General features: G+C 71.8%; 23 protein-coding genes and 1 tRNA gene. 6 read left to right on the top strand and 18 right to left on the bottom strand.

Annotated elements, in window-relative coordinates:
- Nucleotides 1-40: 40 nt before the first annotated feature.
- Complete coding sequence (locus SM447_RS15480) at nt 41-397, bottom strand: YkvA family protein (protein ID WP_474573488.1); 357 nt, start codon at nt 395-397, stop codon at nt 41-43.
- Nucleotides 398-536: 139 nt separating this feature from the next.
- Here SM447_RS15480 and SM447_RS15475 point away from each other — a divergent pair, with 139 nt between their 5' ends.
- From SM447_RS15475 to SM447_RS15465, 3 genes are all read left to right on the top strand, one after another.
- Nucleotides 537-1,589: an SGNH/GDSL hydrolase family protein gene (locus SM447_RS15475; RefSeq protein WP_474573487.1), complete on the top strand. Its 1,053-nt coding sequence runs from the start codon at nt 537-539 to the stop codon at nt 1,587-1,589.
- A gap of 52 nt (nt 1,590-1,641) precedes the next feature.
- Nucleotides 1,642-2,445 carry an SGNH/GDSL hydrolase family protein gene (locus tag SM447_RS15470; protein ID WP_474573486.1) on the top strand — a complete coding sequence of 268 codons (804 nt, stop codon included), beginning with the start codon at nt 1,642-1,644 and terminating at the stop codon, nt 2,443-2,445.
- 89 nt (nt 2,446-2,534) lie between these two features.
- Nucleotides 2,535-3,794, top strand: coding sequence for an acetyl-CoA C-acetyltransferase (locus SM447_RS15465; protein WP_474573485.1), 1,260 nt, complete (start codon nt 2,535-2,537; stop codon nt 3,792-3,794).
- A 45-nt stretch (nt 3,795-3,839) separates the two neighbouring features.
- Here the strand turns inward: SM447_RS15465 and SM447_RS15460 are convergent, their stop codons facing one another.
- The 5 genes from SM447_RS15460 to rpmB form a co-directional block, all read right to left on the bottom strand.
- Nucleotides 3,840-4,133 (bottom strand): hypothetical protein, encoded by a 294-nt coding sequence (locus tag SM447_RS15460; RefSeq protein WP_474573484.1) that lies wholly within the window; start codon nt 4,131-4,133, stop codon nt 3,840-3,842.
- Nucleotides 4,134-4,372: 239 nt separating this feature from the next.
- Complete coding sequence (locus tag SM447_RS15455) at nt 4,373-5,206, bottom strand: Bax inhibitor-1/YccA family protein (protein ID WP_474573483.1); 834 nt, start codon at nt 5,204-5,206, stop codon at nt 4,373-4,375.
- A 131-nt stretch (nt 5,207-5,337) separates the two neighbouring features.
- The gene (gene rpsN, locus SM447_RS15450; RefSeq protein ID WP_474573482.1) at nt 5,338-5,643 is read right to left on the bottom strand and encodes a 30S ribosomal protein S14; all 306 of its coding nucleotides are present in this window, start codon (nt 5,641-5,643) and stop codon (nt 5,338-5,340) included.
- 1 nt (nt 5,644) lies between these two features.
- Entirely contained in the window at nt 5,645-5,812 is a 168-nt protein-coding gene (rpmG, locus tag SM447_RS15445) for a 50S ribosomal protein L33 (RefSeq protein WP_093410686.1), read from the bottom strand.
- On the bottom strand, nt 5,812-6,048 hold the full coding sequence (rpmB, locus tag SM447_RS15440; protein WP_474573481.1) for a 50S ribosomal protein L28: 237 nt from the start codon (nt 6,046-6,048) through the stop codon (nt 5,812-5,814). The genes rpmG and rpmB overlap by 1 nt, the downstream gene beginning before the upstream one ends.
- 140 nt (nt 6,049-6,188) lie before the next feature.
- Between rpmB and SM447_RS15435 the strand changes: the two genes are divergently transcribed.
- Together SM447_RS15435 and SM447_RS15430 are read left to right on the top strand one after the other, a co-directional pair.
- Nucleotides 6,189-7,475, top strand: a complete 1,287-nt coding sequence (locus SM447_RS15435) for a CobW family GTP-binding protein (RefSeq protein ID WP_474573480.1) — start codon at nt 6,189-6,191, stop codon at nt 7,473-7,475.
- Nucleotides 7,472-7,735, top strand: coding sequence for a type B 50S ribosomal protein L31 (locus SM447_RS15430; protein WP_474573479.1), 264 nt, complete (start codon nt 7,472-7,474; stop codon nt 7,733-7,735). Before SM447_RS15435 ends, SM447_RS15430 begins: the two co-directional genes overlap by 4 nt.
- Nucleotides 7,736-7,848: 113 nt before the next feature.
- On the opposite strand, the gene SM447_RS15425 is transcribed toward SM447_RS15430, so the two are convergent.
- From SM447_RS15425 to SM447_RS15380, 10 genes are all read right to left on the bottom strand, one after another.
- Nucleotides 7,849-9,504 (bottom strand): TIGR03773 family transporter-associated surface protein, encoded by a 1,656-nt coding sequence (locus SM447_RS15425; protein WP_474573478.1) that lies wholly within the window; start codon nt 9,502-9,504, stop codon nt 7,849-7,851.
- A 23-nt stretch (nt 9,505-9,527) separates the two neighbouring features.
- Complete coding sequence (locus tag SM447_RS15420) at nt 9,528-10,631, bottom strand: WxL protein peptidoglycan domain-containing protein (RefSeq protein ID WP_474573477.1); 1,104 nt, start codon at nt 10,629-10,631, stop codon at nt 9,528-9,530.
- A gap of 80 nt (nt 10,632-10,711) precedes the next feature.
- The gene (locus SM447_RS15415; RefSeq protein WP_474573476.1) at nt 10,712-12,172 is read right to left on the bottom strand and encodes a choice-of-anchor M domain-containing protein; all 1,461 of its coding nucleotides are present in this window, start codon (nt 12,170-12,172) and stop codon (nt 10,712-10,714) included.
- Between the two features lie 121 nt (nt 12,173-12,293).
- The gene (locus tag SM447_RS15410; protein ID WP_474573475.1) at nt 12,294-13,211 is read right to left on the bottom strand and encodes an anchored repeat-type ABC transporter permease subunit; all 918 of its coding nucleotides are present in this window, start codon (nt 13,209-13,211) and stop codon (nt 12,294-12,296) included.
- Nucleotides 13,211-14,008, bottom strand: a complete 798-nt coding sequence (locus tag SM447_RS15405) for an anchored repeat-type ABC transporter ATP-binding subunit (RefSeq protein ID WP_474573474.1) — start codon at nt 14,006-14,008, stop codon at nt 13,211-13,213. The genes SM447_RS15410 and SM447_RS15405 overlap by 1 nt, the downstream gene beginning before the upstream one ends.
- The gene (locus tag SM447_RS15400) at nt 14,005-14,967 is read right to left on the bottom strand and encodes a choice-of-anchor M domain-containing protein (protein ID WP_474573603.1); all 963 of its coding nucleotides are present in this window, start codon (nt 14,965-14,967) and stop codon (nt 14,005-14,007) included. The genes SM447_RS15405 and SM447_RS15400 overlap by 4 nt, the downstream gene beginning before the upstream one ends.
- Before the next feature lie 16 nt (nt 14,968-14,983).
- Nucleotides 14,984-16,546 carry an anchored repeat ABC transporter, substrate-binding protein gene (locus SM447_RS15395; protein WP_474573602.1) on the bottom strand — a complete coding sequence of 521 codons (1,563 nt, stop codon included), beginning with the start codon at nt 16,544-16,546 and terminating at the stop codon, nt 14,984-14,986.
- A 157-nt stretch (nt 16,547-16,703) separates the two neighbouring features.
- Nucleotides 16,704-17,360, bottom strand: a complete 657-nt coding sequence (locus SM447_RS15390; protein WP_474573473.1) for a choice-of-anchor M domain-containing protein — start codon at nt 17,358-17,360, stop codon at nt 16,704-16,706.
- 25 nt (nt 17,361-17,385) lie between these two features.
- Nucleotides 17,386-18,075: a choice-of-anchor M domain-containing protein gene (locus tag SM447_RS15385; RefSeq protein WP_474573472.1), complete on the bottom strand. Its 690-nt coding sequence runs from the start codon at nt 18,073-18,075 to the stop codon at nt 17,386-17,388.
- 250 nt (nt 18,076-18,325) lie between these two features.
- Nucleotides 18,326-18,406: transfer RNA gene (locus SM447_RS15380), tRNA-Leu, on the bottom strand.
- A 101-nt stretch (nt 18,407-18,507) separates the two neighbouring features.
- Here SM447_RS15380 and SM447_RS15375 point away from each other — a divergent pair.
- Nucleotides 18,508-20,352 carry a hypothetical protein gene (locus tag SM447_RS15375; RefSeq protein WP_474573471.1) on the top strand — a complete coding sequence of 615 codons (1,845 nt, stop codon included), beginning with the start codon at nt 18,508-18,510 and terminating at the stop codon, nt 20,350-20,352.
- Nucleotides 20,353-20,388: 36 nt separating this feature from the next.
- Here SM447_RS15375 and SM447_RS15370 read toward each other — a convergent pair whose 3' ends face one another.
- The gene (locus tag SM447_RS15370) at nt 20,389-21,714 is read right to left on the bottom strand and encodes an NAD(P)/FAD-dependent oxidoreductase (protein WP_474573470.1); all 1,326 of its coding nucleotides are present in this window, start codon (nt 21,712-21,714) and stop codon (nt 20,389-20,391) included.
- A 155-nt stretch (nt 21,715-21,869) separates the two neighbouring features.
- Nucleotides 21,870-22,433, bottom strand: coding sequence for a hypothetical protein (locus SM447_RS15365; RefSeq protein WP_474573601.1), 564 nt, complete (start codon nt 22,431-22,433; stop codon nt 21,870-21,872).
- Nucleotides 22,434-22,449 lie beyond the last annotated feature (16 nt).

The following is a 22,449-nucleotide window of genomic DNA, read 5'->3' as shown; positions in this document are numbered from 1 at the left end:
GGCGGGTGAATCAGGTGGAATCCCGCCCAGGGTACGTCGGTCAGGGCACCACGTGGCCGGGGACCACGGTGCTGCGACGTGCCTCCCACTCCAGGAACCGCTCGGTCTCGGCGAGCACCGCACCGGCCAACCAGGTGACCATCACCGCGTCGTCGATAAGGCCGAACACGGTGAGGAACATCTCCGGCACCGCGTCGATCGGCGAGACGATGTACGCCGTGGCCGCCGTCATCATGGCCAGCCGCAGCCCACCGTCGTACTGGCCCCGGGCCGTGGCCGCGATCATCCTGGGCAGCGCCCCGATCCGCTCGCCGAGCGACGGCCCGCCGCGGGCGCCGGAGGTCAGGGCCCGTGCCAGGGCCACGAACGCGGCACCTCGCTTCAACGTCTTAGCCATCGTCGTGCTCCTCTCCACGTGCAGCGTGACGACCCGCCGCAACATCGTCCATTCAAGTACCCAACGCGGTCGTCTTCCAGGCACCCGAGCGCCGTGACGACGACAGCAGGGCGTCGGACAGGCGCGCTAGTGTCACGTTATGGGGGTCGCTGGTTCCGTCGTACCGGATCGTCCGCGCTGGCACCGTGCCCTGCGGGTGGCCCGGCTGGCCGCCATCGGCACTGGCGCCACGGTGGCGGCCGCGGCGGCGACGACCGGGGTGCTCCTCGGTCAGGCCCGGCAGGCCAGGCGCACCATTCCGATGGCCGAGGCGCCACCGCCACGCTGCGACGGCATCTACGGCGCGAAGTTCCCGGGCCCCGCGATCACCATGGTCATTCTCGGCGACTCGTCGGCGGCCGGCTACGGGGTGCATCGACGCCGTGAGACGCCGGGCGCGCTGTTGGCCACCGGCCTGTCCCGACGGCTCCAGCGTCCCGTTCGGCTGCACCGCTTCGCGGTGGTGGGTGCCATCTCGGCCGGGCTGAAGTATCAGGTCGAGGCGGCTCTGGAGTGCGACCCCGATGTCGCGGTCATCCTCATCGGCGGCAACGACGTCACCAACCGTACGCCCCCAGCCCTCGCCGTACGCTATCTCGTCGAGGGGGTCCGGGCCCTGCGGGCGGCCGGTGCCGAGGTGGTCGTCGGGACCTGCCCGGACCTGGGGGCGATCCAACCCATCCAGCCGCCGCTGCGCTGGCTGGCCCGTCGATGGAGTCGGCAGCTCGCCGCGGCGCAGACGGTCGCGGTGGTCTCAGCCGGCGGTTGGACGGTGTCCCTGGGCGACCTGCTCGGCCCCCGATTCACCGCCGAGCCGGGGAGGATGTTCGCCTGGGACCGGTTCCACCCCTCCGCCGACGGGTACGCGGTGGCTGCCGCCGCCCTGTTGCCGACGGTGCTCTCCGCCCTCGGGCACGGTGCCGAACGCAGGCCTTCGCCAACGCGCCTGGAAGGCGTACGGTCGTTGCCTAAGGCCGCACAGGAGGCGGCTCGGCACCCGGGGACGGAGGTCAGCGGAACGCAGGTCCGTGGCAGCGAGAACGGCCCGGCCGGCCGTTGGGCGCAGCTGCGACGGCGGGGATTCTTCGGCGTCGGTGCGGCGCCGCAGCCAGCCGCCACCGCCGACTCACCCGCAGTGGAAGGATTCTCATGACCGAGCGGATCAGGGGCCGGCACGGCCCCGGTGCCGGCCCGAGGGTGGCGCCATGACCGGCCTGCCGCCCGGTGCCCGGGTCGCCGCGCGAGTGGCTCGCACCGCCGCCTTCTCCCTGCTCGCCGGTGCGGTCGGCGGGGCCGCGGTGCTCGCCGGTGAGGCCGTGGTGGCACGCAACCGCCGCTACGCCCAGCCGGAACTCGGCCTGGCCCTGCGGGCGACCGTCGGTCGGGCCGACGCCCCGCCGCTGCGCCTGGTGCTGCTCGGTGACTCCTCCGCCCTCGGCGTCGGAGTGGACCGGCTCGGCGACACCATCGGCGGGCAGCTGGCGGAGTTGCTCGCCGAAGGTCCGGGCGGGCGGCGGGTACACCTGTCCAGCGTCGGCGTCTCCGGTTCGCGCTCCACCGACCTGGCCACCCAGGTGGCCCGGGCGCTGCTCGGCGAACGGCCGGACGTGGCGGTCGTCCTGGTCGGGGCCAACGACGTCACCAGCATGCGCCGCCCGACTGAAGCGGCCGCCTACCTCGGTGCGGCCGTGCACCGGCTGCGTCAGGCCGGCGTCGAGGTGGTGGTCGGCACCTGCCCGGACCTCGGCGCCGTACGCGCGATCGCATCGCCCCTGCGGCAGATCGTCGGGTGGATGGGGCGGCGCGTCGCCCGGGCCCAGACCGGCGCGGTGCTCGACGCCGGCGGGTCGGTGGTCGATCTGGCCACCGAGACGGGCCCGGTGTTCCGGGCCGACGCCGGCACGTTCTGCCACGACGGCTACCACCCCTCCGCCGACGGTTACCGCGTCTGGGCGCACGCCCTGCTACCCGCGGTGGTCGCCGCGGCGGCCGTCACCCCGCGCCGCTGACCGGTCTCGCGCATCACGGGCGCGCGGGGTGACATTTCCGGCCGCCGGAAAACTTCCGCCGCAAGTTACTGGCGAGTTAACGTGACCGTATGCCGATTGAGTCGTCCCGCGACGCCGTCATCGTCGCCACCGCCCGCTCCCCCATCGGCCGGGCCCACAAGGGGTCCCTACGCGAGGTCCGCCCGGATGACCTGGCCGCCACCATCGTGCAGGCCGCCCTGGACAAGGTGCCGCAGCTCGACCCACGACAGATCGACGATCTCTATCTCGGGTGCGGTCTGCCCGGCGGCGAGCAGGGCTTCAACATGGCCCGCGTGGTCGCCGTGCTGATGGGCCTCGACGGCCTGCCCGGCGCCACCCTCACCCGCTACTGCGCCTCCTCGTTGCAGACGACGCGGATGGCGATGCACGCGATCCGCGCAGGCGAGGGCGACGTCTTCGTCTCCGCCGGTGTCGAGATGGTCTCCCGGTACGCGCGCGGCAGCTCCGACGGCCTGCCGCCGGAGGCGCAGGCGCTGCTGGGCGGCTGGGAGAACCCCCGCTTCGCGCAGGCGCGCGAGCGGTCCAGGGAGCGCGCCGAGGCCGGCGCACCGGTCTGGACCGACCCACGGGAGAAGGACGCGTTGCCCGACGTCTACCTGGCCATGGGGCAGACCGCCGAGAACCTGGCCCAGGTGCACGATGTCACCCGAGCGGACATGGACGCCTTCGGGGTACGCAGCCAGAACCTGGCCGAGAAGGCGATCGCCGACGGCTTCTGGGCCCGGGAGATCACCCCGGTCACCACCCCGGACGGCACGGTGGTCAGCACCGACGACGGCCCTCGGGCCGGGGTGACCCTGGAGGCGGTCGCCGAGCTCAAGCCGGTCTTCCGTCCGGACGGCCGGATCACCGCCGGCAACTGCTGCCCGCTGAACGACGGGGCCGCCGCGGTGGTCGTGATGAGTGCCCAGCGGGCCGAGGAGCTGGGCATCACCCCGCTGGCGCGGATCGTCTCCACCGGCGTCACCGCGTTGTCGCCGGAGATCATGGGCCTCGGCCCGGTGGAGGCGAGCCGGCAGGCCCTCGCACGGGCCGGCATGACCATCGACGACGTCGACCTGGTCGAGATCAACGAGGCGTTCGCCGCCCAGGTGATCCCGTCGTACCGCCAGCTCGGCATCCCAGAGGAGAAGCTGAACGTGATGGGTGGCGCGATCGCCGTCGGTCACCCCTTCGGGATGACCGGTGCCCGGATCACCGGCACCCTGCTCAACGCCCTCCAGTGGCACGACGGGACCATCGGCCTGGAGACCATGTGCGTCGGCGGCGGGCAGGGCATGGCGATGATCGTCGAACGCCTGAGCTGACGTACCGAGGGGGTTGCGGCGAGGGAGTCGCGAGGTCAACCCCGATCAGAGCGCGGTCCGGGTCGCGGCCACCTCGGTGGCGGCCCGGGCCAGGGCCTCCTCACTCGCGTTCGCGGCGACCAGGTCGGCGGTGACCACCCGGAGCTGGTCGGGCAGGGCGAGGTCGTTGTCGAGCCGGGGTACGGTCCGCCGTGGCTGCCCCTCCGCGTCCGCGGCGAGGTTGGCGATCTCCTGCACCAGCCGGTGCACCAGGTCCGCCCGGGACACGTTGCCGACCGACGCCGCGGCCGACCACCGTGGCTGCTGCCAGTGGCTCACCTGCCGCACCAACAGCTCCACCCCCCGCACAACCTCCGCCCCCCGCTCGCCTCTACCCCCGACACCCACCACCCCCCGCACTCTACGCACCCCGCCCCCAAGCCTGCCGATCATGCACTTTTGGTCGCCGAAACACCCCTTCGGTCCGTTATGCCACGACCACAACTGCATGATCGACGTAGGCGGGGCGGGGGTGGGGGAGAGACGACGGCGCCCGCCCCGGGTGGGGCGGGCGCCGGTCGGTGTGGCTGGGCAGCGGGTCAGTCGTCGCCCTGGAAGTAGCTCAGCAGACGCAGCATCTCGATGTAGAGCCAGATCAGGCTGACCAGGATGCCGAAGGCGGCGACCCAGGAGTAGCGCTGCGGCAGGCCCATCCGGACGCCGTCCTCGACCTCCTTGAAGCTGAGCACGAAGCTCAGCGAGGCGACCACGATGCAGACGATGCTGAACCCGATGGCCAGCGGGCTGCCGTCGCGCAGGCCGGTGTTGACGTTGAACATGGCGAGCACCAGGTTGATCAGCATGACGGCGAACAGGCCCGCCATCACCGCGATCATGCCCTTGACGAACTTCGGCGTCGCCCGGATGACCCGCGCCTTGTAGAGCATGGCCATCACGAAGAAGACGCCGAAGGTGGCGGTCACCGCCTGGATGACGATGCCGTCGTACAGCGACTCGAAGAACTTGCTGACCGCTCCGACGAGGACGCCCTGGACGACGGCGTACGCGACGACGAGCGCCGGGTTCGCCATCCGGGAGAACGAGATGATCAGGCCGAGCACCAGGCCGACGACGGCGGCACCGATCCAGGCGACGCCGAGCAGCGCGTCGGGCACCAGCGCCCACGCCGCCGCGGCGGCGACGCCGAGGATGGCCAGGAGCGTGACCGTCTTGACCACCACGTCGTCGATCGACATGGGGGTGACCGCCGGCGGGGCGGACGGGAAGCCCGGCGCGCCGGGGTAGCCGGCCTGCGGCGGGTACTGCTGGGGGTAGCCGGGCTGTCCGTACGGCCCGGTCGGGGCGTACCCGGCGGCCCGCTCCCGCTCGGCCGCCTGACCGAGCCGGGCGAGCACCGGGTTCGAGGTCTTCACTGTCTGGCCTCCCTAGGGGGGTCGTGGCACGTCAACGCGCGCTACAAGAGTAAACGTCCGGAACAGCCGGGTGGTCATCGGAATGCTGAGGGAACGCTGAGAGTGCCTGGCGGGGGCACTGCTCGGCGTGCTCACCACGAGGCCTTACGGACGCCGGGTAGCTCGCCGCGCAGGGCCATCTCCCGGAAGCGCACCCGGGACAGGCCGAACCGGGACAGTACGCCCCGGGGCCGTCCGTCGACCATGTCCCGGTTCCGCAGCCGCACCGGGCTGGAGTCGCGGGGCAGCCGCGCGAGGTGGCGTACCGCCTGCTCACGGTGGCCGGGTTCGGTGTCCGGGTGGGCGATGATCCGCTTCAACTCGGCCCGGTGGTCGGCGTGCCGCGCGACGAGTTCGGCCCGCCGGGCCTGCCGGTTGCTCAGACTCCTGCGTGCCATGTCAGCGTGCCTCCCGGAACTCGACGTGCCGGCGCACGATCGGGTCGTACTTGCGCAGCGTCAGCCGATCCGGGTCGTTACGACGGTTCTTCCGGGTCACGTACGTGTAGCCGGTGCCGGCGGTGCTGCGTAGCCGCACGATCGGGCGTACGTCGGTCTGCCGGGCCATCAGACCGACACCCCACGGGCACGCAGCTCCGCCACGACCTTCTCGATGCCTTTACGGTCCACCGTCTTCAACGCCTTGGCCGTCAGGTTCAGCCGGACCCATCTGCGCTCCGTGGGCAGCCAGTAGCGGTGGCTCTGCAGGTTCGGGTTCCACCGTCGGCGGGTGCGCCGGTGGGAGTGGGACACGGCGTTGCCGAAGCTCGGCTTCGCGCCGGTGACGTCACAGCGTCGGGACACGACTCTCTCCTCGAAATTATCGACAATGGTTTTCATTGTTGCAGGACCGATGCGATGCCGCCGCGAGCCCCGCCCGTCACGGCCGGGTGACCGCCTGCCTATAATGACAACCGTTTTCAACTACCGTCGAGAGGGTTGCGATGTCGACGTCATCACTCGCACCGGCCGGCAGCGACACCGCGGCGGCCCGCGTCCGCCCGTCATTGACCGTGCTCAGCGGCTTCTGGCCCGGGGCGACCTACGCCGTCGCCCGGGCCCTGCTCGCCGCCGATCCGGCACTGCTACTGGTCCGGCACGACCTCGCCGACGTACGCGCCGGCGGCGTGCACCGGGTGGTCCGCGACAGCTCCCGGGTGCTGGAGGACGAACGGATCTCGCTGGCCCACGGCTGCGTTTCCTGCACCTTGCGCGAGGACGTGCTGCCCACCCTCGCCCGGCTCGCCCGCGCGCACCCCGACCGGGACCTGGTGCTGATGCTGCCCGAGGTGGTCGAGCCCGAGGCCGTCGCCGCCGCCTGCGCGTACTGCCTCGTCGACGGCGCACCCGTCACCGAGCTGCTGCACGTCGACTCGTACGTCACCGTGGTCGACGCCGAGCATCTGCTCGACGGGCTCGCCAGCACCGACGACCTCCGGTCCCGCGGTATCCACGCCGCCGACGACGATGACCGGTCCCTCGCCGACGTCATCGTCCGCCAGATCGAGTACGCCGACACCCTCGTCCTGTGGGGCGGGTCCCGCGACGGCGACCACGACACGAGCCGCCTGGCGGTGCTGCTCGAACGGATCACCCCCTGGGCGACCCAGGTCCACGTCGACGGCGACATCGTCGACGCGCAGGCGCTGACCCGTCGGCTGCGTCGCACCCACCGGCATCGCCCCGAGACCCCCGGCGTGCTGGTACGCGGTCTGGAGGGTCACGTCCTCGGGGTACACGAGCCGCACCCCGACTGCGGTGTGGTCTCGCTGGTCTTCCGGGCCCGTCGCCCGTTCCACCCCCAGCGACTGCACGACGTCCTCGAAGAGGTCAACGCCGAGGTGGTCCGCTCCCGCGGGCATCTGTGGCTCGCCAGCCAGCCGGAGACGGTCATCGCCTGGGACTTCGCCGGTGGCGGCCTCAGCCTCGGTTCGCTGGGCCGTTGGCTGACCTTCCTCCCCGATTCCCACTGGGCTGAGGCGTCCGACCATCGCCGACTCGCCGCCGCCCTGGACTGGGATCCGTACTACGGCGACCGCCACCAGCACCTCGTCTTCATCGGCCTGGACCTCGACCCGGCCGACCTGCACCGCACCCTCGCCGGCTGCCTGCTCACCGACGCCGAACTCGCCGACGGCGAGCAGACCTGGCGCGCCTATCCCGACCCGTTCGCAGGTTGCTTCCCGCTCACCGAACTGACGCCGCATCCGACCCGAGGAGAACCAGCGTGAAACCCGACATCCATCCCGCCTACCGCCCCGTCGTCTACCGCGACAAGGGCGCCGACTTCGCCTTCCTCACCCGCTCCACCGCCACCAGCGACCAGACCATCGAATGGACCGACGGGAACACCTACCCCGTCATCGACGTCCAGATCTCCTCGGCCAGCCACCCCTTCTGGACCGGCAAGCAACGCCTGCTCGACACCGCCGGCCGGGTCGAGAAGTTCCGCAACAAGTACGCCCGCCGCAGACCTCAGCAGTCGAGCTGACCCGGCGGCCCCGTCCCACCGTGCTCGGCACGACCTCCTGAGTACAAAATCCACCAGCAGCGCGGCGCGCACCGACCGAAGTCGGTGCGCGCCGCGGTTGTCGTGGCGGATGGTCAGTGACGCGGTCGCCGAGTACGTAGCGAAACCAGCACGAAGGCCCCGACGGCGACCAGCAGCACGCCGGCGGCGGGCAGGTGCCAGGACATTCCGGTACGTGGCAGCCTGCCACCACCACCGGAGTTGTCACCGCCGCTGCCGTCACCACCGTTGCCGGCACCGCCGCCCGCACCCGGCCCGAACCCGGTGCTCGGATCGGTCCCGTCGCCGACCGCGAAGGTCAGGGTCTTCGTGTCCGTTACCCGGGTGCCCGCCGTGGTGGTGCCGGTCATCTCGAAGGCGAGCCGGTAGATGCCCGATCGGCTGAACGCCCAGTTGCCGTGCGCGTGGGTGTTGGCCGGGATCTCCAGCCGCTGCGGCAGGCTCTCGGCCGAGTCGAAGAGCACCTCGGCCGAGCCGAAGGACCCGGTGAGGAAGAGAGTGAACCTGCCCGGCCCGCTGGCCCCCTTGAAACTCCACGTGACCGGGCCACGGGTGCCGGAGACGACGCTCGGATGCTGCGTGTTCCACCCCGGCCAGACGATCCCGGACCGCTGCGCCTGGGGCAACAGCCACACCTGGTCCCCCGGCTTCCCCAGGAAGTCAGCGCCCTGCGGCACGCTGGTCCTGGCGTTGTCCTTGACGTGCAGCACCACGTCGGCGAGGTTCCGCCACACGGCCGGGGTGACCGTGTCGTCCTTGATCCGGATCGTCCAGTCGGTCCCGTTCAGTTGCGGCCCCATGTCGATGTGCCCATCGTCGATCACCACCCGGCCGGCGCCTGCCGTGGTCTTCGGCGTCGCCGCGACCAGCGGTGCCGGGGGTCGGGCAGCCGTGTTGCGTCCGTCCTCGACGGGCGTCATCGGAGCGGCGTTCGGCGCGGCGCGTCCTGCCACCTCAGGCGTGGCCGGCGGTGCCGGCGCCGGGAGCGGAACCTGCGCCGGGCTGCCGACCTCCGGCACCAGCACCCGGTACATGGCCTGCGCGCTCGCCCGTTGGCCGCTGGCGAGGGTGGTCGCGGCGGTCACGGTCAGGCGGTACTCCCCCGCCGCGTCGAAGAGCCACACCAACCCGCCGGTACGGGTCGCGGCCGGTACGTCGCTGGCGCGCGGCATGTCCTCCAGGGTGCCGAACAGCGGCGCCGGCTCGCCCAGACCGCTCAGGGTGTACGCGGCGAAGCCTCCCGGCCCGTCCACCTCGTCAAGCGACAGCCGAATCCTGTCGTCGCGGATCCGCTTGCGGCTCACCCTGGTGGTGTCCAGCGAGGCGAACTCCGTGTCGCCGGCGGTCAGCGCCCACATCGCCCGCCCCGGCGGGCCGAGAAAGCGGAACGCGGCCAAGTCAGGCACGCGCACCGAGGTTCCGTCGTCCGGCCCGAAGACGACCATGGACGGGTCTGTTCCGCCCGCTACCGGTGCCGTCCGGCGCCCGGCGGGGACCTCGCGTACCTCCAGGTCTAACTGGTCGTCGCGGAGCGCGACCGACATCAGGTCGGTACCGGCGGCGTCGTGGGGTGTGGCCTGGCCGGTCTCCGGTGAGCCCCCCGGTTCGGTGGCCTGGACCGGCGTCGGTGTGGCCGCGACAGCGGCGAGGGCCAGCACCGCGGCGACGGCGGCGATCCGACGTGCGGCTGTCGCGTCGCGGGCAGCGGCTGCCCGGCGTACGGCAATCATCTGGTTCTTCCTTCTCCCGTGAATCAGTCGTTGGAGCCGGCGGGCGGGCCGGCGTTCGCTCTGCCGGCGGCCTCGGCCCGGCCCTGCTCGCGGGCCTCGGCCACCGCGCGTGCGAGTTCCTGGGCGTCCCGGCGTCGCCGACGGCGTCGCCGGGCGACGGCCAGCGCGACGGTGGTCGTGGCGAGCAGCAGAATCGCGAGTTGAGACCAGGGCACCGCCCAGAGGCCGACCTCCCGGGTGGTGGTCGCCGGTGCCGGGTCGAGCACCTCGTCGGTGACGGCGGCCGGCTCGACGGTGAGGGTGGCCCCGAGGCGCAGCAGCGGTGGCACACCGGTCATCCGCACGCTGGTCCGGTAGCTGTCACCGGGCAGGATCTCCGGCAGCCGCTCGCCGTCGGTGGCGCGCCGGGCAAGCCCGAACGGTCCGGCGACCGCAAGTTGCGGCTGTCCGGTCAGTCGTACGTTGCCGCTGTTGCGGACCGTGAAGGTGGCGGTGACGGTGCCGCCGCGCAACGGGTTCCAACTGCCGTCGTGGGTCACCGTCAGGTCCTCGACGTCGAGGGCGGGCCGCAGGTCACCGGTGACACGGAGGTACATGCGGGCACCGACCCGGTGGTCGACTGAGACCTGATTACCCTGTGCGTCGGTCTCGGCGGCGGCGAGCGAGGCGACGACGCCGCCGGGATGGTCGCCGGGCGTGGCGTTGTCGGGCACGGCGAGGGTGAACGGTACGTCCAGCCGGGACGTCGCGGGCACGGTGAGGGTACGCCGCTGGAAGGTGACCCAGGCGCCGACGTCCGTCGGCTTCTCGTCGGCAGGCAACAGGTCGAACCCGCCCTGCTGCGTGGTGTAGGCGTCGCTGGCGTACACGTCGAGGGTGATCGGCCGGTCGGAGTGGTTGCTGACGGCCACGTAGTCGGTCAGCGTGGCGCCGGGGGCCAGTTTGTACTCGAAGGCCGACCGTCCGTTCGGACCATCCGGGCTGGACGGCGCCACGCCCCACGTGAGCGACTGCGCGGCGAGGTTCACGGTCGCCTGCGGCGTGAACTCCAGGTGGGCGGGGGTCGTTCCGGAAAGGGTCAGACCGGCGAGGAGGGCACCGGCGGCCAGGGCGGCGGGCGTACGCATGACGGGTGGGTCCGTTCGGGTCAGGGGGACGGGCCGGGCGTCCCGACTCGGCCGCCCGGCCCGCGCGGCAACGCAACCGCTCAGATCGCGGTCAGGGTGAGGGTCGTCGTGTAGGTGCCGGGTGCGGTCTCCGTCGGCAGGTGGAGCCGCAGGCCGGCCGAGAGGGTCGCGGTCCCGCGTCCGGTGCCTGAAGGTGCCGAACCGAGCACCGCGCTGCCGCTGAGCCCGCCGTCGACGGCGGGCTGGACGGCCGGTCCGGCGAGGACGCCCTGCCCCGGGGACTGTTTGACTACCTGCGGGGTCCAGCCGAGGTGACTGGTGCTGAAGGTGGCCCCGTCGGCGCTGGTGAAGTCTCGGGGCAGTTGACCGGAGGCGCTCCAACCCGGGGTGCCGGCCCGGGTGTCGGTGACGGTCACCGGACGGAGGGACCCGCCGCTCTCCCAACGGTCGCCCGCGCTGTTGAGCTGCGCCGGCGGCAGGACGACACTGCGGTCGTCCGGGTCGACGCTGATCACCAGGGCGCCCTGGTTCGGGTCGATGGAGGCGGTGATGGTCTGAGAGGTGCCCGGATCGGCCGGCGGGAAGGCCACCCAGAGCCACACCTCCTCGCTGGTGGCGACGACGGTGTGGTTGTCGTCATAGAGCTTCACCTGGTATTCGCAGGCGTTGAGTTCCCGGGTGGCGGTGAAGGTGTAGGTCGGCCCGGCCTCGCCCGGGATGACCGCGAAGGTGTCGGTGCCGGGGCAGCGGCTGAACCAGTGGTAGTGGTCCAGCTCGGTCTGCGGGGTCTGCACCGCGCGCAGGGTGACTGTGTCACCGGGCTGGTACTCCTCGGCCATCCCGCTGATGGAGAGCACCGTCCCGGGGCCGGTGCCGCCGAGTTCGCCGACGACGAAGGAGTAGTCGACGGGTCCGGTGCTGACCGTGGTTCCGTTGGCCAGCGTCGCGTCGGCCTGGAAGGTCAGGGTGTAGGCGCCCTCGGCGGCGAACGCCCAGTTGGCGTGAGCGTGGGTGCGGACCGGCACGTCGATGGCGTCCGGCAGGCCGTCGTCGCTGCGGAACTTGACCAGTGGGCTGCCGAAGGTGTCCTGTGTGAACACCGACACGGCACCGGGTCCGTCGACGTCGACGAGGCTCAGCCGCACCTTGTCACCGGCGAAGGTGCCGGCCCCCAGGGTGGTGGTGTTCCAGCCGGGCCAGAGCAGGTTCTGGTTCTGGGTCATCGGGAGCAGCCAGATCCGCGACCCGGCCGCGCCGAGGAAGGCGAAGCGCGGGTCGTCGGGCACCGGCATGGCCGCCTCGGGCAGCACCTGGAAGGTGACGTCGGCCGGGTCCCGGGTCACCGAGGGGCTGACGGTGTCGTCATGCACCTTCAGCGACAGCGCGCCGCCGGCGTAGTGGACATCAATCGCGTCGGTGTGCCCCTTGGACAGCACCACCTTCGCGGCGGCACTGGCGGCGGGCGCCGCGAGCACCGTCCCGGCGGCCATCACCGCCCCGCCGATCAGGGCCGCGAGTACGCGGGCACCTGCTGTTCTCATCCTTGTTCCTCTCCTCGCCCGCACCATCTCCGGAGCGGGACGTGGTCGCGATCAGGGGCGACACCCCCGACCACAAGTTAACGGAAATGGTTTTCATTAGCTAGTAGCCCGTTCGGGCATCTCAGGTGGCCGACCCCGGGGATCCGGCGACGGCGGTGGCCGACGCACTGTTCCCGGGGCGCGTCCGGGCCCCGCTCCAGCGCCGGGCGAGCAGGCCGTGCCGGGGGGCCAACAACCACGCCGCCAGGAACACGGCGGTGGCCACCAGCACGACGGTGCCACCCACCGGCAGGTCGTAGCTCCACGACAGATACAGCCCCACCAGCGCCGAACCGCCGCCGATCAGCGGCGCGAGCAGCATCATCACCGCGAGCCGGTCGGTCAGCAGACGGGCGGCGGCCGGCGGGGTGATCAGCAGCGCGAGGACGAGGATGTTGCCGATCGTCTGCAGGGAGATCACCACCGCCAGGGTGACCAGTACGTAGAGGACGATGTCCAGCCAGAACACCGGCAGCCCGACCGACCGGGCCATCTCCCGGTCCAGGCTCACCGCGACCAGTTCCTTGTGCAGCAGGAAGACGACCGTGAGGATGGCCAGCCCGGTGAAGCCGACGGTGTAGAGGTCCCGGTCCGGGATGCCGGTGATCGAGCCGAAGAGGAACTGCTGCAACGATCCGGCGTACCCGGGCGCTCGAGAGATGATCACGATGCCGAGCGCGAAGGCGGCCACGAAGAAGACCCCGATCAGTGAGTCCTCCTTGACCCGTCGATGCTGCGCGAACACCGCGATCAGCAACGCGGTCACGATGCCGGCCACCGCACCACCGAGCACCAGGCTGCCCTGGAGCACGAAGGCGACCGCCAGGCCCGGGAAGACCGCGTGGGCCACGGCGTCGCCGATGAACGCCATCCCGCGCAGCACCACGTAGCAGCCGACGACACCACAGACCACACTGGACATCACCGCGATGGCCAGGGCCTTGGGCAGGAACGCCAGATCCGGGTTGGTCAGGTCGGTGAAGAAGTCGATGATCGACATCAGCTGCCCCGCACGATCCGCAGCAGCGGCGAGCGTTCGCTCACCCCGAACGTCCGCATCCACAACCCCGGGTCCCGCAGCTCGTCCGGACGGCCGTCGGCGATCACCCGCTGGTTCAGCAGGACCAGCCGGGCACAGGACTCCATCGCGCCGATCAGGTCATGGGTCGTCATCAGCAACGCCTTCCCCTCCGCGGCCAACCCGCCGAACAGGTCACCGAGCAGTTCCTGGGTGGGTAGGTCGAGCCCGGTGAACGGCTCGTCGAGCAGCAGCAGCGTCGGCTGCAACGCGAGCGCGCGGGCCACCAGTACGCGTTGCCGCTGCCCGCCGGAGAGTTCGCCGACCGGTCGGCGACGCAGCTCGCCCAGGCGTACCCGGTCGATCGCCTCGACCGCCGCCCGCCAGTCCGCCTCTCCCGGGCGGCGGAACAGCCCGATCCGGCCGGTACGGCCGCTGAGCACCGCCTGTTCCACCGAGACCGGGAACTCCCAGGCGAACTCGTGCCGCTGCGGTACGTAGCCGATCACCGACCGACCCGGGCGACTCGGCACCCCACCGACCAGAACCCGTCCAGCCCGTGGCCGCAGCAGTGCGAGCACCGACCGCAGCAGGGTGGTCTTGCCGGCACCGTTGGGTCCGATCAGCCCGACCAGCTCCCCCGCTGCGACGTGGAGCCGTATCCCGCGCAGCACGGGCCGGCCGCCGAGGTCGACGTCGAGGTCCTCCACCGTGAGGGCGCTGCCGATGTCGCCGGTCTGGTTTTGGGTGGCAGCCGGTACGAGACCTGACGTCGTCATGAACCAGACCTCGCCGCGCGTTCCCGCTCGACCCGGCGGCGCACCGACCGGCCACGCAGCACCACCACGAGCAGTGCCACCGCCAGCACAGCCGCCACCGCGACCAGACCGACGACCAGCCAAGGCTCACCGCCTGCGCCGGACGCCACGTCGGTCGCGGCCGTCGGCTGCGGCTCCGCGACCGCGCCCGGCCTCGCGGCGAGGGCCTCGTCGGTGCTGGTGGCGTCCCCGACGGCGAACCGGAGGTGGCGCGTCACCGTGGCCCGCTCGCCACTGATCAGGTCGGCGCTCACCCGCACCGCCACCAGGTAGACGCCGGGCGCGGTGAAGACCCAGTTGGCGTGGGTGTGGGTGTTGACCTCCACCCACATCGGTTGGCCGGGCGGCTCGGTCGAGCGCCACAGCACCTGCGGCTCGCTGAAGGTGCCGGACTGCACGTACATGGTCACCGCGCCCGGCCCGTCGACGCCCGCGAGTTCGAGGGTCACGCCGCGATCGATCGTCCGCATGACCCTCGGATCCTGGGTGTTCCAGCCGAGCCACACCACCCGCGGATCCTGAATCTGCGGCACCACGTGCACCGGAGTGCCGGCCGGCACCCCGAGGAACCCGTACGCCGGGTCATCCGGCACGGTCTGCACGGCCGCGTCGCCGACCTGGAGCACGGTACGGTCCGGATCGCGCCACACCGGTTCGGCGGCGTCGTCGTGGATCAGCAGCGTCCACCCGTCGTCGACGTACCGAGGTCCGAGATCGACATGGCCGGCGCGCAGCACGGCGGGCTCGTCGGCGACCGGCTGGTCGGGGGCGATGGACTGCTCCAACGCCGGGTCGGGCGACGCGGGCTGCGCGGTCAGCGACGCGCCGGATGCGGCGGCGAGCGACGCGCCGGCCGGAGTCAGCACCGCCAGCAGGACCACCGGTACGACGGTCCGGACGACCGCCGTCAGGCGGGTCATCTTCACGCTCTTCTCCTCACTTCGCCAGGCAGTCCCGCAGGGACCGGGCGTTGAACCGCATCATCTGGACGTAGCTGGTGACCCGGTCGTCGAAGGCGTCGCCGTAGATGTCGCAGACGGCCACGTCGAGCGCCTCGGCCACCTCGGTCAACGTCGACGAACGCGATCGCAGGCCGGGCTCCAGGAACACCGCCGGCACCCGCAGGTTGCGGATCGTCTCGGTCAGCCGGCGCCGGTCGGCAAGGCTCGGCTCGGCGGCCGGATGGGGCGTCACGAAGCCGGAGATCTGCACGTCGTAGGCCGCGCCGAGGTAGCCGAACGCGTCGTGGGTGGTGATCAGGTGTCGGCGGGCCGGCGGAATCTGGGCGATGGTGTCCCGCACCTCGCGATCGAGCGCCTCCAGCTCGGCGATGTAGGCGGTCGCGTTGCTCCGGTAGTCCGCCGCCCCGGCGGGATCGACTCCGGTCAGGGTGTCCCGGATCAGCTCCACGTAGGAGATGGCGTTGCGGACGTTCTGCCACAGGTGGGGATCGATCTCGCCGTGCACGTGCTTGCCGAGCACCGCCTGGGGCAGCTGGTGGATCCGGGTGCCGGGACGGCCGAGGAAGCGGAAGTCCCGGTCCGCCGGAACCTCGGCGAGCGCCTTGTTCGGCACCTCGACGACCGTGCGCGTCGGGTCGTGGATCCGCTGGTGGGCGTCGCCGCCACCGTGCGGGTCGGCGAGCAGGTAGAGGGTGGGCTCGCCACGAGCGGCGGCGTCCAGGTCGACGGTCACGTCGGCGTGCCCGCCGCGCAGCACGGCTGCGTCGGCCATGCCCGGCACGCCGTGCGGGTCGACGCCGACCGCGAAGGTGAAGGTCTGCTCGCCCAGCCCAACGGGTCGCGCCTCGGGGGTGACCGCGAGCTGCGCCGACAGGGTCAACCGGTAGATGCCGGGCGCGGTGAACGCCCAGCTCATGTGGGTGTGCGCGTCGGGCGGCAGGGTGGCGGTGTCGTCGCGGTAACCGGTCGCCGCGTCGAAACCGTCGGCGGAGTTGAGGTAGACGGTCGGGTTTCCGAACGACCCGGTGAGATACGCCGCCAGCACACCGGGCCCGGTGAGGTTCGTGGCGCGCAGCAGCACGTCGGAGGCGCGGTTGGCGCCGTGGGCGGCCCCGCCGCCGCGGACCCGCATGCCGAGCCAGATGGTGTCCAGGGCCACGTCCTCGACCAGCGGGATGATCTCCGCGGCGTACTTGACGGCACCCTCGGCGAGCGAGACGTTCGGTACGCCCGACCGCAGGTTCGCGTCGAGGGCCTTGATGACGGCCTGCTCCTCGAGGAGCAGGTAGTTGCTGAAGGCCACGTCGGCGTAGACGACGTTGCGCACGTCGCGCAGCGACGGCTCGTACGCGTGTGGGTCAGCGCCGTCGGGCACCAGCGAACTGACCGCCACCCGGTCGCCGCCGACGTTGCGCACCAGGTCGCGCAGGATCCCGGTGGTCGTGACGACCTGGAGCCGCTCGTCGCGATCGCTGAGCACCTCAGCGTCGACGCAGCCGGTGAGGCCGGCGACCAACAGCACCGACAGCGCCAGCAGCCGCACACCCCGCACTGTTCACCTCTCAACCGGCCGACCGGCAGCAACGTACCATGAAAATGGGAACGGTTATCAAGTCCAGGTGGGTGACAGCCGTCGCCGTTGGACGCGCCGCCCCCGTCACCGGGGTCACCGGGGCCGGGGGCGGCACGCGCGCTCAGCCGACCTGGAAGGTGAACTGCTTGGTGGTGCTCACCGACTGCCCGTTGGACGCCCGTACGCCGCTGACCGTGAACGTCGCCACGTACGTGCCTGCGACGTCGAAGCCCCAGTTGACATGGGCGTGCACGTTGCGGTTGACGTTGAGGCTGTCCGGCAGTCCGTTACCGCTGTCGAACAGCACGGTGGGGGTGCCACCCGACGCGGTGAAGACGCTGAACCCGCCCGGGCCCTGCACCCCGGTCAGTGCGAACGTCACCCGGTTGAGCTGGAGCGCCCCGCTGGCGACGTCGATGGTGTTCCAGCCGGCCCAGAGCAGACCGGAGGTGTTGGTCTGCGGCAGAACGTAGGCGTACCCGCCGCTGCCGAGGAACGACCACGCCGATCCGGACGGCACCGCCGTGCGCGCCGCCGGCGGCACCTTGAAGACCACGGTCGACGGATCCCGCTCGACCGGGGTGGATCCGGTGTCGTCGCGGACACTGACCACGATCGGCCCGCCGGCCACGTGGTTGACGTCGATGACGTCGACGTGGCCGCTGGTCAGCTCGATCACGGCGGCCCGCGCCGGGCTGGTCACCGCGAGCGCCAGCGTCCCGGCCAGCATGGTCGCGGCGGCCCCGGCCAGCCAACGGCGGGCAAAGGTCCTGTTCATCCCACTCTCCCTTACCGCCCTCACGTCAGGGCAGGACGACGAAACGCAGCTGGACCGACTCGGACTCGACGACCGTCGTGGTGCCGGCCAGGGTGCCGCTCGCCTTCACCTTGAGTACGTATGCGCCCGGCTTGCTGAAGGCCCAGTTGGCGTGCAGGTGGTCACCGATCGGCAGGTCGACGACGTCCGGCAGCCCGTCACGGCTGTTCGCCAACACCGTGGGTTGCCCGAAGAGGTTCTCGGTGTAGATCGCCACCCGGGCGGAGCTGGGGGCGCTGACCAGCTGCTGCACGGTCAGGTCGATCGAGTCACCGTCGAAGACGCCGGCGTCCAACTCCTCGGCCGAGAGGCCGGCGAAGAGCAGTTCCTCGTTCTCGATCTGGGGCAGGATCCAGGCCGGCGTGCCGGCGGCGCCGAGGAAACGGTAGGCGGGGTCCGCCGGCACCGTGGTCCTGGCCTGCGACTTGACCACGAAGACGACATCGGAGTGGTCGCGGTGCACACCGGGCTCGACGGTGCCGTCGTGAACGCCGAGTTCGAGCTCGCCGTCCTCGTACTCCACATCGATCACGTCGACGTGGCCGGCCGAGAGAACGACCGGCAGCGCCGGGACGCCGTGGGCCTGCGCCGGTGCCGCCGAGCCGACGAGGGCCGCGATCATCGCGGCTCCCGTCACCAGCGCGACCCTGGCTCGCCCGCGGGTTGCGGTCAGCATGAAACGGACTCCTTCCCAGTGATCCCCTGTGGAGCACTGATGGTAACGATACTCATTTTCATCTGATCGCGACAGTGGGGATCGTGCCGGTGGCGGGACGGTGCGGGAACGAACCGGCGCAAGCTGCGGTACGGAGCTGCCGAGGGCATCGGCCATCGAGCGGACGGCTGCCGGCGGCTCGGAAGGGGCGGGAGGGGCGGGAGGGGGGAGGGTCAACGCCCGCCGATGACCTCGGCGGGGACGCTTCGAGTGCCCGGGGCGGGGGTCGAACCCGCACGCCTTGCGGCAGCCGCTTTTAAGGCGGCCGTGTCTGCCGTTCCACCACCCGGGCGGGTGACACCGGCGCGCCGGCACGCACGGTGCAGTGCCACGGTAGCGGGTTCGTGGCCACTGCGGCGTCCCCCGCCGAGCACCGCCACTAGGGTCGAGGCCGTGAGCAGCCGCGCACCCAACGCCGCCACCGACGACGTGGTGTCGCAGGCCGATCACACCGTCGAACGGGTACGCCGGCCGCGGCTGGCCCGGCTGTCCCGGTACCGGGCCGACCTACTGGTGGGACTGTTCTTCCTGGCGCTCGCCGGCACACTCACCCACCGGCTCTGGGCCGATCCGACCGGACGGGCGTTCGCCCTCAACCCCGAGGACCAGGTGCTCTACGAGTGGTTCCTGGCCGTCGACGCCCGGGCCCTGCTGGGCGACTTCGGCCTGACCACCGATCGGCTCAACGCGCCCGACGGGGTCAACCTGATGGCCAACACCTCGGTCATCGCACTCGGTGTGCTGTTCGCCCCGGTCACCCTGCTGTTCGGCGCCCCGGTCACCTTCGCCCTGATCGTGACCGCCAACCTCGCCGGCACCGCTACCGCCTGGTACCTCCTGTTCTGCCGGACGCTGCGGGCGCACCGGGTCGCCGCGACGCTGGGGGGCGCGCTGTGCGGGTTCGGCCCCGGCATGGTGTCGCAGAGCAACAGTCACCTGCACATGACGGCGCAGTGGCTGCTGCCGGTCATCGTCTGGCTGGTGGTACGCCTGCTGCGGGCCGCCGATCCCGCCGCCCGGCCCGGTTCCGCCTCCGGTGTGCCGGCCGGTGGTCTGGACCGGCGCCGGCTGACCACCTCCGCGTTCGGGCTCGCCGCCGCCGTCTCCGTCCAGGTGTTCATCGGCGAGGAGGTGCTCTTCCTCGCCGCACTCACCCTGCTGGCGATGGCGGTGACGGTGATCGTCGCGGACCGCGACCTGGCCCGCCGCGCGCTGCCCGCCTTCGCCGGGGCGATGGCCCTCGCCACCGGGGCGGCCCTGCTGGTGCTGGCCCGCCCGCTGTGGTTCCAGTTCGCCGGGCCGCTCGGCGTCGCCGACGGCATGTTCAGCCCGCACTACTTCTCGGCGGACCTGCGCAGCTGGGTGGCGATCTCACCGCTCGCCCTGGTCGGGGACGACCGCTCCGCCGGGCTGAGCACCGGCCCGGCCGAGTACAACACCTTCCTCGGCTGGCCGCTGCTGGTGGTCACCGCCGGTTGCGCCATCTGGCTGGGACGCCGTCCGCTGGTGCTGGCCTGTGTCGCCGGCATCCTGGTGATGGGCGCTCTCTCGCTCGGCCCCGAGGTGGTCTTCGACGGCGAACGCACCGGCCTGCCGGGGCCGTACGCGCTGCTCGGTGGGCTGCCGGTGGTCGACGGCGCGCTGCCGATGCGGTTCGCCCTGGCCGTACCGCCGCTGGTGGCGACACTGCTGGTGCTGACGGTCGACCGGGCGCTACGCGCCACGGGCCGAACCCGACGCCTGACCCTGGTCGCCGTCGCCGTGGCGGTGGTACCGCTGCTCCCGGCCCCGCTGCCCACCACGCAGCGGCCCCCGGTGCCGCAGTTCATCACCGCCGGTCACTGGCGCACGTGTGTCGAGCCGGGCGGCGTCCTGGTGCCGGTGCCACTCGCGACGCCCAAGGAGCCCTGGCCGATGCGGTGGGCTACCGCTGCCGACGCCGCATTCGGCATGCCGGAGGGCTTCTTCATCGGCCCGCACGGCCGGGGCGGCAGCGCCGCGATGGGCGTCGCACCGCGACCCACCTCAGCGCTCCTGACCGAGGTGGCCCGCAGCGGCCTCCGGCCGGTCGTCGGCGACGAGCAGCGCCGCCGGGCCGTCACGGACGTCGAGCACTGGGGCGCCTCGTGCGTGGTGCTCGCGGCCGACACCACGCACGCCGACAGTCTCCGGCTGACCCTGGAGGCGCTCTACGGCCCGTCGACCCGGGTCGCCGACGCGTGGTACTGGCGGGTCTGAGAACGACGGAGCCCCTTCCCAGGGAAGGGGCTCCGCTCACACCTTCGCGGGTGGTTGAGACGCCTCGGCGAACTCCTCGCGCGGGTCGTGCAGCTGGCCGAGGGCGACCACCTCGCGCTTGAGGACGAACGCCAGTGTCCAGTCCACCACGACCCGGATCTTCCGGTTCAGCGACGGGATCCGGCTCATGTGGTACGTCCGGTGCATGAACCACGCCGGCCAACCGGTCATCTTGATGCCGTACACCTGGGCCACACCCTTGTGCAGGCCGAGGCTGGCCACGCTGCCGGCGTGCTTGTGCTTGTAGGCCACCGGCTCGCGGCCCCGGATCACGGCGACGATGTTGTCGGCCATCCGCTGGGCCTGGCGGACCGCGTGCTGAGCGCTCGGCGAGCAGAAGTTGCCCGGCGGCTTGGTCAGGTCCGGCACGGCGGCGCAGTCACCGGCGCTCCAGGCACCCTCGACCACGCGGTCGCCGTCCACCACCTGCAACGTCGGCAGGCAGGTGATCCGGCGCCGCTCCTCGCGGGGGAAGTCGGTCGCGTCCAGCATTGGTGACGGCTTCACCCCGGCGGTCCAGACGATGGTGTCCGCGCTGAAGCTGTCCCCGTCGGAGAGCTTGACCACCCCGTCGACGCAGGACTCCAACCGGGTGTCGAGCCGGATGTCCATGTCCCGCTTGAGCAGCTGCTGCACCGTGTAGGCACCCATGTCCCGGTCGACCTCCGGCAGCACCCGCTGGGTGGCCTCGACCAGTACCCACCGCATGTCCGAGAGCTTGAGCTCCGGGTAGTACTTCAGGGCGTGGCGGGCCATGTCCTCCATCTCGGCCAGCGCCTCGATGCCGGCGTACCCGCCACCGACGAAGACGAAGGTCAGCGCCCGGCGGCGCACCTCCGGGTCGATCGTGGCGGCGGCCACGTCCAGCTGTTCGAGCACGTGGTTACGCAGGTAGATGGCCTCACCGATGGTCTTGAAGCCGATGCCGTGCTCGTGCAGACCGGGGATCGGCAGGGTCCGGGAGACCGAACCGGGGGCGACCACCACGTGGTCGTAGGTGATCTCGCGGGGCGGACCGATGATCGGCTGCACCGTGGCGGTCCTGCTGGCGTGGTCGATCCGGGTGACCGCACCGGCCACCACCGTGCACCGGCGCAACTCCCGCCGCAGCGGCACCACGGAGTGCCGTGGGGAGATGTTTCCCGCCGAGGCCTCGGGCAGGAACGGCTGGTACGTCATGTGCGGCTGGGGGTCGACGACGATGACCTCAGCCTCACGGGAACTCAGCTTCTTCGACAGGCGCAGCGCCGCGTAGAGACCGACGTGCCCGGCACCCACCACAAGGATCCGCTTCGGATTCACACCTAGCATCTTTCCCCCACCGGGAGCGGTAATTCCGGGCGCGGCCGCCTTCTGTGACCGAGCACAAGCCCGCTGTGACCCCGGTAACGCCGCCCCCGCCAGCCACCTCCGGCCCGCCGGCACCGTCGGTTCCACCAACCCCGACGGACCCTCCGTCACCTGCGTCGCAGCAGCCCAGCCAGCAACGCGGTCACCCCGACGGCGAGCAGCAGACCGACCAGCGTGACCGCCTGCCACCCGCTGCCGCCGGCACGCGAACCGGAGAGTTCGAGCAGCAGCACGCCCAGGACCGACGTGGCGAGCAACACGCCCGCGGCACGGGTGAGCCAACCCACTATCACGTCCGGACCCACCACGGCGTCGTACGGCAACACCGCCACCAGCGCGCAGAGCGTGTGCGTCAGGTAGAGCGCGGCCGCCACCGCCATCAGCCGCCACAGCGCGATCGGTCGGCCGTGCCCCTCGGTGGCGAGCAGCCAGCCGCCGACCGTGACCAACGCGGCGAAGGTCGGCCAGAGCCGGCGTGGTAGCACGGCGGGCAGCACCGCGACCACGACCAGTGGACCCAGTGCCTCCCCGGCCAGCACCTCGGCCGGGTACGCCAGCAGCACCCCCACCAGGGCGCTGAGGAAGATCCCCACCCGGACCAGCAGCGGAGCCGGGGAGATCCGGGCGGCGGCCGTCCGCAGTGCCCGGACCCGCCCGATGACCGTCCCCACCATCTCGCTCACCGGG

The organism is Micromonospora aridisoli, assembly GCF_056150025.1.
The sequence above is the reverse complement of the archived record's forward strand: the minus strand, read 5'-3'. Positions and strand labels throughout refer to the sequence as shown.